The organism is Clostridium sp. CF012 (assembly GCF_018861755.1).
GTDB lineage: Bacteria > Bacillota > Clostridia > Clostridiales > Clostridiaceae > Clostridium_AD.
Genome location: NZ_JAHLEF010000006.1, coordinates 152,097 through 164,775, shown reverse-complemented (window position 1 = coordinate 164,775; position 12,679 = coordinate 152,097). Strand labels below are relative to the sequence as shown.

Below are 12,679 nucleotides of genomic sequence, written 5' to 3'. Positions count from 1 at the left end.
GGTTTTATATGTCAAAAAAAAGATGTTGTGGAGTTCGACCAGTAAACTCATGCTGTGGAGTTCAACCAGTAAATTCATGTGGAGTTCAAAGTCTATGTAGCAATCCAATTTGTGCTTTGATAATCTTGATTATACTTCAAAGGACATGTCTACTTGAAAACAAAAACGCATTTCTATTAATATTAATATTCTTAGGTTTTTGTTTTTGTAGAGGTGGAAATGCTATAAGTCCAGTAAAAACTTGTGGTTGCTAGTTCCAAAAATCAGGGAGAGCTTATGCTCTCCCATTTATAAATGAGGTGATAAATGTGTCAAAACATCATAAGAATCGTACAAATAATATGAATGATGGAAATAACAATAATAACAATAACAATAACAATAACAGTAATGGTAACGGTAATAATAACAACAGTAATGGCAATGGTAACAGTAATAATAACAGCAACGGCAACAATAACAATAATAATAGTAACCCATTAACACAAATGTTAAATGGAAATTCTGGGAATCCGATGATGGCATTATTATCTAGTTTTCTTTCTGGAAACAATGGTGGTGGCAACAATATGCTTGAAGGTTTACTTTCTGGTTTAGGCGGAGGTCAAGGCGGAGGTCAAGGTAATAATATGTTAACAAATTTATTGGGTAGTTTAGGCGGAGGTCAAGATAATAATATGTTAACAAATTTATTGGGTAATTTAGGTGGAGGTCAAGATAATAATATGCTGGGAAACTTGATGGGTAGTTTAACTGGTCAAGGCAATAACACACCTGGCAACTTAACGAATAATTTAAACCCGAGTAATGCGAATTCAAATTCAAATGGAAAGTCAAAGTCAAATGCAAAGGCGTCGCCAAGTGCTGCAAAGAATAACAAAAACAATTCAAATGGAAATAATGATTCAATAAATTCTAATGTTGATGCTCAAGATAACCCCTTAGTAGATATATTTTCAGGTATGGGAGGAATAGACTTAAGTCAAATCTCAAATATGCTAGCTGGAATAGATTTAAATAATTTAGATTTAAATAATCCAAATCTTAATGATATGATAAATTCAATGTCCAATAATAATTCCTTTGTAAATAGTGAGCCCATTGAAAGTAATGATGTTGAATTCAAACATACTGACCCCAAAGAAAGAACACATAGTATTATTAAAAACTTAGAAGATGAGGATGTGGGACAGTTAATATATATATTAGCTCATCTAGTAGATGATAGAAAACTTGAATTGCTCAATAAGATTGTAGAAGAAAACTCTAATTAATCATATTAGAATTTATATAATTAATGCTAATATTTAGGCGGAATTCAATGATGATATTTTTTATATTGGACATCTTAAAAAAATAACAGGTCAAATATACGTGCATATTTGACCTGTTATTTTTTCGTCAGCCTTATAAATTATTACTATCACTATCACTATCATGAACTTCATAACCTATCATAGTGCATTTACCATCAAGAATTCCACCTTCAGAAATCATCAGTTTTTTCACTGAAATATCTCCTTTGACCTTGCCGCAACTTTCTATAGATAAAGTATTTGTGCAACGGATATTTCCATTAAGTACTCCATTTATATATGCATTATTACATACCGTATTACCCTTTATGTGGCCAGATTCTCCTAGGATTACATCATCATCACAAATTATGTCTCCATCAACAGAACCGTCTATTTTTATAAGCCCAGTTACATTCAAAGAGCCAATTATAAAACATTGATCTCCAATTAAAGTTTCAATTCTATTTACATCTTTCTCCTTATTATTAAACATATGAACACTCCTCCAATATTAAATTAGTTTATATTTCTATATAATAATAACTTTATAAAAAAAAATAAATATCTTTTATAATGAATAAAACTATGCAAAAAGGTTAATATTATAAATGTAATCGGAGTTAAATCTCCATTAGCATAAAATTAATTATTTTATGCGGAACCCCCCCCATCCCCCTTGGGACCGATAATACGGTCCCTTTTTAATCTGAAAATTATATTAAACTTGTACATATTAACTAGCTAATTAGAGTTTTGTTTTATCACTTTATATCTATAGAACTAATCTTTAAATTAGAAACATTATCAACCTTAGGCATAGGTTTAAGAATTAATTCTATGGTATAGTTTTTTATATCTTTTAAATCCTTAGAAGCAGTTCCTTTAAAGTTTAAGGTCCATAAAATTTCACTAACATTGCCGGCTTTGTCCCAGTTAGAATCTTTAAAAACAGCATCTTGGAAGATAAAATTTATTTTTTTGCTGGATAAATCGCTTAATAGTGATATATCATTACCATTTAAAGCAGGTGAGAAAATTTCTTTTGATATATTTAATTCTGATAGTGGAAAGCTTTCCATAAGATTTATGAAGCTTGTTATTGTGTTTTTACCCATATAATTATCGTCATAGTTATAGTCAAAAGATTTCAAATTATTTTTAATAAAAATATAACTTATAAAAGTCATTTTACCATCTTTAATATTTCCAGATAAAACCTTAGGAGTTTTATTATTTTTACTGTCAATAAAACCTAAAATATTGTTACTACTGCAAAAGATATCATCAAATTTGTCTCTATTCCAAAGGAATACATGCTGAATAGCTTTATTATCTACAGATGCTGTATCATCTACGGATGCTTGAGTAAATATTTCAGGTATCTTGTTTCTGGATATGTCCATTAAAGTAAGTCGCATTGGCCAATCAGTATAATAATTTCCAACAGTGTTAATTTTTTTAGAAGGCTCTAGATAATAACTTTTATCTTGTGAATTTATTTGAATATAATATTTATCTGTTTCTGTTTTTATGTAGAGAATATCCTTAGTTCCATCCCCTGTTAAATCAGCCTGCATCATTTTACTTTCAGTAACAATATTAAATGTATTTAATGACTTGTTTTTAATTAACAAGAAGAATGTAAGTATTGTTGCAAAGACAATAAATGCTAAAGCATAGTAAACAAATTTCTTCTTTAAAAATATTATCTTCAATTTCATATATTCCACCCCCTTTAAATTATATGTAACAATTATATATTTAATTAATTTATATAGAAAAAAAATTAAAATATTCATATTTATTATTATTGTGAGGTGAACTTATGAAGAAATCATTTAAAACATTGAAAAAGCTAACTAGTTTTCTTATAATTTTAAATATGATTTTTACCCTTTCGGCCTGCAAATCTGATAAAAGTGAAAAACAAAAAAAAATAAATGTATTTTTAGATACAACTGATAAATATTCTTCTAACGTAATTAAATTTTTAATTGAGGATTTTAAAAAGGCAAATCCAGATGTTGAATTAAAATTAAATGATGTACTAGGTGATAAAAGTGATATCATGGATAGTATTAATCTTGGAACAGAAATTGATTTAATTTTCACTAATAGAAATACTCTTATTGATCTTAGCAAAAAGGGAGTACTTAGTGATATGAAAAGCGTTTATGAAAAAGCAACTATCAGTGAAAGATATTATGACATTGTAGGTTCCTATGGTAGAGTTGGGGATAAATACTATGGTATAGGAGTTGTGCCATATTCTATTGAGCTATTATATAATAAAGCTAATTTAGAAAAATTTAAAATATCTAACCCTAAAAATTTAGAACAATGGTTCGATATTTTGAAACAAATTAATGGTAAGGGAATAAAAACCCCAGTAGTGTTAACAGAAGATATAGATGTTAATGGATTTCTATTTTCCTTAATGGCTAGCAAAATAGTAAATATTCATGAACTTGAAGAAATTTATGATAGTGGTGAGGAGTCTTATAAAAAAAATAAAGCCATGCAAGAAATATTTAACCAATTTAATTTGCTAACAAAAAATAATGGAATTGCTAAGGCGTCTTTTGAGTTAGGTAATGAACAAAGTATTATTAATTTTAATAATGGTGAGGCTCCACTACTGGCATGTATTTCTTACTATAATTCTAAACTTAATGGAACAAACATAGGTATAATAGGAGATTATGATAATAATTCAAATTATGGTTCTAATATTCCTATAATTATTAATTCACTAGTATGCATCCCTGTAAATGCAAAAAATGGGGATAATGCCAATGCTTTCATTAAATATATATATAGTGATGAGGTTCAAGCAAGAATTGTGCAGAAGGGAATTATAAGTGGGAATAAAATTGCAAATAATAAAGTTTCAGGCATAGGTAAAATAATGGTTGAACATATGTATAAAGCTAATGACAATAGTATTTTCATATTATATAATCTACCTGATAAAATCAAAAATAATTTATTGCTAACTCTTAAAAAAATTTTAGCTGGTGGCTATAATTCTAAAGAATGGGAAGAAGTATTAAAAAAATCTTACAAATAACTTATTAAATAAAAAAAAGAAGTATAATTTATATACTTCTTTTTTTTGATTAATAAGTTATTTTTGACAAACTTTACATAATCCGTAGAAATATATTTTACTCGCTAAAATTTCGTAAGTAGTATGCGATTTTACCTCTTCAATTACATTTGGAAAAGATATGCCCTCTATGTCATCAACTCTACCGCAACTTAGACACTGAACATGAGGATGTGTTGTCATGTTTCCATCATATCTAAAGTTGCCTTCACCTACATTAAGTTCTATGATTAATTCAACTGCAACAAGAGTTTTTAATGCTTTATAAATTGTAGCCAAACTCATAGTAGGGTAAGTTGGTTGTAGGGCTTTGTAAATCACTTCTGCTGAGGGATGTTCTTTTGTAGATTTTAAATATTTATAAACTGCAATACGCTGAGGTGTTAGCTTCAACTTTTTCTCTCTAAAAATTGTCGTAATGTTATCCATATACACCATCCTATAATATAATTAATAGTTATAAGGCTTATTATATAATAAAAATTATTACTTGTCAAAACAAATTACGGAAATATTACTTCTTAAAATTAAATTTATATTATATTTTTAATTCATTTATAGGATAAGGAACATATATTAGTAATATAGAGAGGAGGGCTGATATTTTGAAAAAAACCTATGTATTAGATACCAATGTTATCCTATACTCACCAAGTGCTATATTGTCTTTTGGAGATAATGATGTAATAATACCCGAAGTGGTGTTAGAGGAATTAGATAGTTTTAAAAAAGATAAAAGTGATTTAGGGGCTAATGCCAGATATGCTGCTAGACTTATTGATAAACTAAGACTTGAAGGAAAACTAAATGAGGGTATTGAGCTAGAAAATGGGGGAAGACTTAGGGTGGAAATGAATCATTATGATACCAAAATTCCTCCTTCTTGGAGTAAAGAAAAAGCAGACAATAGAATATTACAGGTATGTAAGGGACTTAAAGAGCAGGGGGAAGATGTATGGCTAATAACCAAAGATATATTCCAACGAATTAAAGCGGATGCTGTAGACATTAATGTAGAAGATTTTTATGAAAAATTTGTGCCGGAATATGACAATCAGTATACAGGAAGAATTGAAGTATTTGTATCTCCCGAAAAGCTTCAGGAGTTTTATAGCAAAAAAGTTTTACAAGCTAGTAACTTACTTAATTATGATGAGAATTTAGAAGAATATACCACGCCGATTTTATATACAAATCAATTTTTAATAATTCATTCAATGGAAAATCCTAAACAAACTGCACTAGGAAGATATGATGGTAAAAATGTAGTACAACTTTACAGTAAAGACAATAAGCCCTTAGGAGTAGTACCGAGAAATGTAGGACAGAGATTTATGCTAGAAGCACTAAGTCTTGATGCAATAAAAGCCCCTTTAGTAATTGTTAAAGGACCTGCAGGAACAGCTAAAACATTATTTTCATTAGCAGTAGGGCTTCAAAAAATACTACAAGATAATAGTGAACATTACAGGAGAATTTTAGTTTGTAGACCTAATGTTACCATGGATGAAGAAATAGGGTTTTTACCTGGGACAGAACAAGAAAAAATATCACCCTTTATGAGACCAATATTTGATAATTTGGAAATACTTGTGGATTCTGATGAAAAAGAACGTTATAAAAATGAGAAGGAATTAACAGATAAGATAAAAGACTTATTTGATAGGAGAATCATAACCACAGAAGCAGTCGCTTACCTTAGAGGAAGGTCAATAGTTAAAAACTGGGTTATTATAGATGAGGCACAAAATTTGTCGCCCAAACAGGTTAAAACAATAATAACTAGAGTTGGCGAGGGAACTAAGTTGATTCTAATAGGTGACCCAGAACAAATCGATCATCCTTTTCTTGATTCAAGATCAAATGGTTTGTGTTATGCATCTGAAAAAATGAAAGGTAGTGACTTATGTTATCAGGTAACTTTAAAATATGATGAATGTGAGAGATCACCACTAGCATATGAGGGCTCAAAAAAATTATAAATAGATTGATTTATATAAGAGAGTATAAGAGATTATACTCTCTTTTGTATTAAATTATCATATTAGTGGTTATATTCACAGAAATTACATTAAAAATCTGTTTTAAAATACAAAATTTTATTGTACAATAGGATAGTACCTAATAAGAAAAAGGATGGGAAGCATGAGAAAACTTAAAAAAACTAGAAAAAGCAAAAAGCGTACAAGCAATCTTGTTATATTATTTATAGTATTTGAACTTGTGTTCACAGCCATTACAGGACCATATGTACTTTATTATGGCCCATTTAAAAATGCAAAGACTACAGTGGTAGGTGCAGCGATGACTACTCTTACGTTACAGTGGCTGGCAACAACATTTTTATCCGACTCGAAAATAAAAGAAATTATGAAGGATCAATCGGTGGAAACTATAGCTCAAGCTGGATTAGATGACAAAACATCTGGTGTAAAGGTAGAAAATAAAAACGACGATAATATAGAAAGATATAACATAAAAGGTAAAAAATTCAAAGGATATGTATTAATAGTTAGTGATCCAACTAGAATAAAGGTAGGTTATAGTAGTAAGCTTGGAGAGGAAGGCCAATTAACAAGTGAAATTGCAAAAACCAATAATGCAGTTGCGGCTATTAATGGTGGTGCGTTCAAAGATGAAGCTGCTGGTGCACTTTGGGCAGGAACCGGAGCAAATCCAACTGGAATTATAATGACTGGTGGAAAAACTATTTTTAATGACATAAAAAATGAAAATTCGAAAAGAGAAGTTGTTGCGTTAACTAAAGCGGGAAAACTACTAGTTGGTCGTCATAGCATCAATGATATGAAAAAAGTAGGAGTTACTGAAGCTGTATCTTTTGGTCCAGCCATGATAGTTAATGGAAAGAAAATGATAAATAAAGGCGATGGGGGTATGGGTATAGCACCTAGAACTGCTATTGCACAAAGGCAAGATGGAGCAATAATATTATTAGTTATTGACGGTAGACAGGTAAATAGTATAGGAGCTACTTTAAGAGAGGTACAAGACATATTGTATGATGAATATGGGGCTTATAATGCTACTAACTTAGATGGAGGTTCTTCTTCTACTTTGTTTTATAATGATGTTGTTATAAACAATCCTAGTGACAGTTTGGGAGAAAGATCAATACCTTCAATTATTTATGTAGAGGGTAGATAATAAGGTTAAATCCTTGCATAGTATATTTTAAATTAAAGGAGAAAGCATTATGAAATGGAAGAAAAGAATATTTATATGGGTTGTATTATCTTTAACTTTACAGTTTTCGATCCTCTTTTATGTAGATCATTATTTTTTAGCTACTGATTCAAAAGTGGTTACAAAAAAAGTTGTTGAAGAAAAAGTCGAAAAAGTAAAAAATATTGATATTACAGTACCGGAAAGCGCAAAAAATATATTAGCCTCCTATGATGCTAAATATTTATCTTATTATGAAAATGGAGAATTAAAAATTGTTAATTGTAAGGATGGAAGCGTTAAAGATATAGTGGCGGAAGAGGAAAGCAAAATTTCTTTTTATGAATGGCTTCCAGATAGAAATAGGATGCTTTTAGTAGAGAAAAAGAGTTATGATGACTCTAGTAACTTAATATTATATTCTTATGATTTATTAAAGGGTGAAAAAGTAAAGATTAAAGATTTAGCTTGGGCCGATACAAAAGCTGAAGTAGAAGATATCCAGTTATCAATCTTAACTGGAGTTACTTACGTAAAGGTTTCAAGTAAAGGTGAGAGAAGCAGTATATATAGAATTGACAGAATGGGGAGTATGACAAAAGCTGATACAATACCTAATTATGTTAGTAATATATCATTGGTTCGCCATGAAGATAAACTAATATATGAGGGATTAGTTTATAATAAAATATATGCTACCGGTAATGACGAAGCTATCACTATTAAAGGTGTAGATAAGCTTACGTTAATTGGTACTGATGATAGTGATAATGTGTATCTTGGAGAATTAAAAGATGAATTGATAAGCAAAATTTATTATGGTAAAACATCAGATAAGACTTCAGAATGGAAAGTCATTGAGCTACAATTACCTTCTGAAAGAAATGATTTATTCGTTTCCTGTGATGGTAAAGTCTACCAAAATGATGCACTAAAAGGTTCAGTAAAAGAAATGGCTTCGGGAACTGAAACTAGCTATGAAGGAAAATTATTACAACTATATACTAATGGAATAGTATCTTTAGTAGGTAATAAGATATCTTTTGTTACTTTTAAGTAGGTAGACAGATATAAATAAGTGTTTTAATTTTAAACTATGCCTTTGGCATGGTTTTTTTATTCGTTAAGCAGTTGTTAATTTTGTAAATGTCATGTAAAAATTTTATTAACCGTTTACAAAAAGTTTTTTTAGTATTATAATATGATTACTGGATTATCCTAAAATTTACATGTTAATGCATAATATAGATTAATATAAAGATTATAGGATGGAATTAGTATTTAATGAATGGAGGGGTTAATTTGTTTAATAATTTTAAGGGCAAGAAATTAACATCATGGTTATTAGCATTAATGATGGTTTTTACTTTAGTTCAACCAGTTAATGCTTTTGGAGCAGAAAGCAAGGAAAAAAACTTACAAATATTAGCAACTAGTGATATGCACGGTAGATTTTTACCCTATGACTATGCTGTTAATGCAGCGGATACATCAGGAAGTATGGCTCAACTTCAGACAGTTATTAAAGAATTAAGAGCAGCAAATCCAAATACTATTTTGGTGGATAATGGTGATACTATTCAAGATAATTCATCATCATTATTTAACAACGATGAAATGCACCCAATGGTACTTGCAATGAATGAAATGAAATATGACACTTGGTCCCTTGGAAACCATGAATTTAATTATGGAATACCAACATTACAAAAAATTTCATCTAAATTCACTGGAACAGTCCTTTGTGGGAATGTTTTTGATAAAGATGGTAAGTCTTTAGGACAGCCTTATAAAATCATAGAAAAAGATGGGGTTAAAATTGCTATTATTGGCATGGTAACTCCACATATAACAAAATGGGATGGTCCCAATTTAATAGGGTACACAGTAACGAATCCAGTTGTAGAGACTAGAAAAGTTGTTGATGAACTTAAAGGTAAAGTTGATGTTATGATAGCAACGATTCACGCAGGTGAAAATACAGAGTATGGAAATGGCGATAGCGCTAGAGAACTGGCTAAAGCTTGTCCAGAATTAACTGCTATTGTAGCTGGACATGCTCATTCAACTATAACACAAGTTAAAGAAGGAAATGTTATTATTACTGAACCTAATAAAGGAGCATCTCAATTAGCAAAAATTGATATTAAACTTACTAAGAATGCTGATGGTAAGTATTCTGTAGTAGATGCTAAATCAGATTTAGTGTATGCAACACCTAAAGGTGGAAAAGCAGTAGTAGCAGATGCAGATCTTTCAGCAAAGTTACAACCTTATAGTAAAACAGCTATTGCAGATGCTAATGTGGTTATTGGAGAACTTAAAGGCGGAGATTTGGTTCCAGCCTCTGAAATTAAAGGAATTCCAACAGCACAAGTAAAAGATACTGCAATGATAGATTTAATTAATAAGGTTCAAATGTTTTATACAAAGGCAGATGTAGCAGCGGCTGCTAGCTTTAGCACTACTGCAAATATTAAAGCTGGTAAAATAATTAAAGCTGGTACAGCTTCAATTTATAAATTTGATAATACCTTAGTGACACTTAAAGTAACTGGAGCACAGTTAAAGAAATATATGGAGTGGTCAGCCAGCTATTACAATACTTTTAAACCAGGAGATTTAACAGTTTCATTTAATGAAAAAATAAGAGATTATAATTATGATATGTTCTCAGGAGTAAAGTATGATGTAGACGTATCAAAGGAAGCAGGGAAAAGAATTGTTAATTTAACTAAAAATGATGGAACGCAAATAAAAGATACAGATGTTTTAACATTAGCAGTTAATAATTACAGAGCTAGTACAACTTTACTTAATGAAGAATCAGGTTTATTTAAAGGTGAAGGTGTAGAAACAGTATATGACTCCTTTAAAACTATGGGGGACGACGGACGTATAAGAGATTTAATAAGAAAATATATTATTGAAGAAAAGAAGGGTGTTATAACTCCAGAGCTAGATGATAACTGGAAAATAATCGGCAATGAGATGGATGCTACTAAAGCTGCCTTTGCAGCTAAATTAATTAATAGTGGTAAATTAGATTTACCAAAATCAGAAGATGGAAGAACTCCAAATATTAAATCTGTTACTTATGATGATGTAATAGCTGCTAATGGAGTTAATGTTCTTACATTTAATGATTTCCATGGCGCAGTAGCTGCAGAAGGAAAGAATCCTGGCATAGCTAAATTTGCTGGAGAAATAAACAAAGTTAAAGCACAAAATCCTAATACTATAGTAGTATCAGGAGGAGACAGCTATCAAGGAAGTGCAATGTCTAACTTAACTTATGGAAAACCAGTAAATGAAATGATGAAATCAGTTGGAGTAGTTGCCTCAGCTGTAGGAAATCATGAATTTGATTGGGGTACTGATAAAATAGCTAAGTGGGCACAAGAGGGAGGATACAAGTTCCTCGCTTCAAATATCTATGATAAAAAAACTGGTAAGCCAGTAACATGGGCTGAGCCTTATATGATAGTTGAAAAAGGTGGAGTAAAAATAGGCCTTGTGGGAATTGCAACACCAGAAACAGAATTTAAAACCAAACCAGAAAATGTTAAAAATTTAGAATTTAAGAATCCCGCTGCTTCAGCTAAAGAATGGGCTAAAGTTGCAAAAGATAAGGGCGCAGATGTAGTTATTGCATTAACTCATTTAGGCGCATTCCAAGATAAAGATGGTAAAATCACTGGAGAAGCCACGCAGCTTTGTGGACTTCCAAATATAGATGCAGTTATTTCAGCTCATACTCACCAAACTGTAAGTGGAGTGGTTAATGGGATTCCTGTAGTCCAGGCATATAATACAGGAAGAACTTTGGGAAAATTAACAATCAAAATTGATGCCAGTGGTAAATTAGCAGGCATAGTACCATCAGTAGACAACTTATATAATAGGCCAACTACTTTAGTAGAAGATGCGGCGGTAAAAGCAATTGCTGACAAATATACTAAAGAATTACAACCTATACTTGGTGAAGTTTTAGGAAAAACAGATAAAGAATTACCTCATGATAGAAATGTCCCTGGAACATCATTACTTGGACAATGGACAACTGATGTTATGAGAAAGAAAGCTGGTACACAAATTGGTATAACCAATGGTGGTGGACTAAGAGTTCCAGTAGCTGCTGGAAATATTACAATGGGTAATATGTATGAAGTTATGCCATTTGACAATACATTAGTTAAAATGGAGCTTAAGGGTTCTGATTTAAAGAGAGTAATTGAAAATGGAATAGGTAATAAAGAAATTGGTTGGGTTCAAGTAGGCGGAGTTAAGGTTTACTATAATGAAAAAGCTGAGTTTGGTCAAAGAATTACAGCTATGGTCTTAGAAAATGGAACTCCAGTTGACATGAAAAAAACTTATTCAGTAGTAACTAACGACTTTATGTTCACAGGCGGAGATAAATATGACTTCAAAGGTGCAATAAAGGCACTAGACATGATGATTCCAATAAGAGAAGCATTAGTATCTGAATTAAAACAAGTTAAGGCTATATCAGTTAAAAACAAAAATAATCTCGATTCCGGTGCTGCACCAGTGATAACAAAACCAGGAGTAACACCACCAGTAGTAACAAAACCAGGATTACCTACTAAGGGAAAATATGTTATGACTACAGCTAAAAGTGGATTGAATTTCAGAGTAGCAGGTTCAGCGTCTTCAAAGAAACTTGGAGTAGTTAAATATGGCACAGTAGTTCAGGTTACTTCAGAAACAGCTAGTTGGTATAAAATTAATTACAATGGCAAAGTAGGTTATATTTACAAAGATTACACAAAAGTAATCTCGGCCAAGCTGGTAACTGCGGCTTAAAAAAGAATCCTACAATAAAATACCCTGTAGACAGTATAGTAATATATTGTCTATAGGGTATTTTATGTGGCATCTTAAATAGAGCAGAAGAGTATACTCAATATTTTTTGAAGATGCCTTATATAAAAATATAAGCTTATTCATAAGAAATCCATTTGTAGAAATATATTCTTTTGTTTTAGAAATAATACATTCAAAATAACAATAAACTTTGTTATAATAGATATATTAGACATCTGAAAAAAATAATAAGTCAAAG

Annotated in this window: 10 protein-coding genes; 7 read left to right on the top strand and 3 right to left on the bottom strand. The window is 30.6% G+C overall.

Translation table 11 applies throughout. The features are described from left to right. Positions 1-8 precede the first annotated feature (8 nt). Together KPL50_RS08295 and KPL50_RS08290 are read left to right on the top strand one after the other, a co-directional pair. The gene (locus tag KPL50_RS08295) at positions 9-254 is read left to right on the top strand and encodes a hypothetical protein (protein WP_216297995.1); all 246 of its coding nucleotides are present in this window, start codon (positions 9-11) and stop codon (positions 252-254) included. 54 nt (positions 255-308) lie between these two features. Further along, the gene (locus KPL50_RS08290) at positions 309-1,274 is read left to right on the top strand and encodes a hypothetical protein (protein WP_216297994.1); all 966 of its coding nucleotides are present in this window, start codon (positions 309-311) and stop codon (positions 1,272-1,274) included. Positions 1,275-1,407: 133 nt separating this feature from the next. Here KPL50_RS08290 and KPL50_RS08285 read toward each other — a convergent pair whose 3' ends face one another. Both KPL50_RS08285 and KPL50_RS08280 read right to left on the bottom strand, forming a co-directional pair. Next, complete coding sequence (locus tag KPL50_RS08285; protein ID WP_216297993.1) at positions 1,408-1,791, bottom strand: polymer-forming cytoskeletal protein; 384 nt, start codon at positions 1,789-1,791, stop codon at positions 1,408-1,410. Positions 1,792-2,059: 268 nt separating this feature from the next. Further along, complete coding sequence (locus KPL50_RS08280) at positions 2,060-3,019, bottom strand: VCBS repeat-containing protein (protein ID WP_216297992.1); 960 nt, start codon at positions 3,017-3,019, stop codon at positions 2,060-2,062. Between the two features lie 104 nt (positions 3,020-3,123). Between KPL50_RS08280 and KPL50_RS08275 the strand changes: the two genes are divergently transcribed. Further along, the gene (locus KPL50_RS08275; protein WP_216297991.1) at positions 3,124-4,368 is read left to right on the top strand and encodes an ABC transporter substrate-binding protein; all 1,245 of its coding nucleotides are present in this window, start codon (positions 3,124-3,126) and stop codon (positions 4,366-4,368) included. Positions 4,369-4,425: 57 nt separating this feature from the next. On the opposite strand, the gene KPL50_RS08270 is transcribed toward KPL50_RS08275, so the two are convergent. Next, positions 4,426-4,836: a Fur family transcriptional regulator gene (locus tag KPL50_RS08270; RefSeq protein ID WP_216297990.1), complete on the bottom strand. Its 411-nt coding sequence runs from the start codon at positions 4,834-4,836 to the stop codon at positions 4,426-4,428. A gap of 176 nt (positions 4,837-5,012) precedes the next feature. On the opposite strand from KPL50_RS08270, the gene KPL50_RS08265 reads away from it, so the two are divergent. The 4 genes from KPL50_RS08265 to KPL50_RS08250 all read left to right on the top strand — a co-directional run bounded on the left by KPL50_RS08265 (position 5,013) and on the right by KPL50_RS08250 (position 12,420). Continuing rightward, on the top strand, positions 5,013-6,389 hold the full coding sequence (locus KPL50_RS08265) for a PhoH family protein (protein ID WP_216297989.1): 1,377 nt from the start codon (positions 5,013-5,015) through the stop codon (positions 6,387-6,389). Positions 6,390-6,552: 163 nt separating this feature from the next. Next, positions 6,553-7,572 (top strand): phosphodiester glycosidase family protein, encoded by a 1,020-nt coding sequence (locus tag KPL50_RS08260; RefSeq protein WP_216297988.1) that lies wholly within the window; start codon positions 6,553-6,555, stop codon positions 7,570-7,572. 49 nt (positions 7,573-7,621) lie between these two features. Beyond that, the gene (locus KPL50_RS08255; RefSeq protein ID WP_216297987.1) at positions 7,622-8,650 is read left to right on the top strand and encodes a hypothetical protein; all 1,029 of its coding nucleotides are present in this window, start codon (positions 7,622-7,624) and stop codon (positions 8,648-8,650) included. A gap of 242 nt (positions 8,651-8,892) precedes the next feature. After that, positions 8,893-12,420, top strand: a complete 3,528-nt coding sequence (locus KPL50_RS08250) for a 5'-nucleotidase C-terminal domain-containing protein (protein ID WP_216297986.1) — start codon at positions 8,893-8,895, stop codon at positions 12,418-12,420. Positions 12,421-12,679 lie beyond the last annotated feature (259 nt).

What these genes read in the sequence shown, in the direction of transcription:
- KPL50_RS08270 (WP_216297990.1), bottom strand. Translation starts at nt 4,836, where the DNA reads ATGGATAACATTACGACAATTTTTAGAGAGAAAAAGTTGAAGCTAACA.
- KPL50_RS08275 (WP_216297991.1), top strand. Translation starts at nt 3,124, where the DNA reads ATGAAGAAATCATTTAAAACATTGAAAAAGCTAACTAGTTTTCTTATA.
- KPL50_RS08260 (WP_216297988.1), top strand. Translation starts at nt 6,553, where the DNA reads ATGAGAAAACTTAAAAAAACTAGAAAAAGCAAAAAGCGTACAAGCAAT.
- KPL50_RS08295 (WP_216297995.1), top strand. Translation starts at nt 9, where the DNA reads ATGTCAAAAAAAAGATGTTGTGGAGTTCGACCAGTAAACTCATGCTGT.
- KPL50_RS08285 (WP_216297993.1), bottom strand. Translation starts at nt 1,791, where the DNA reads ATGTTTAATAATAAGGAGAAAGATGTAAATAGAATTGAAACTTTAATT.
- KPL50_RS08280 (WP_216297992.1), bottom strand. Translation starts at nt 3,019, where the DNA reads ATGAAATTGAAGATAATATTTTTAAAGAAGAAATTTGTTTACTATGCT.
- KPL50_RS08255 (WP_216297987.1), top strand. Translation starts at nt 7,622, where the DNA reads ATGAAATGGAAGAAAAGAATATTTATATGGGTTGTATTATCTTTAACT.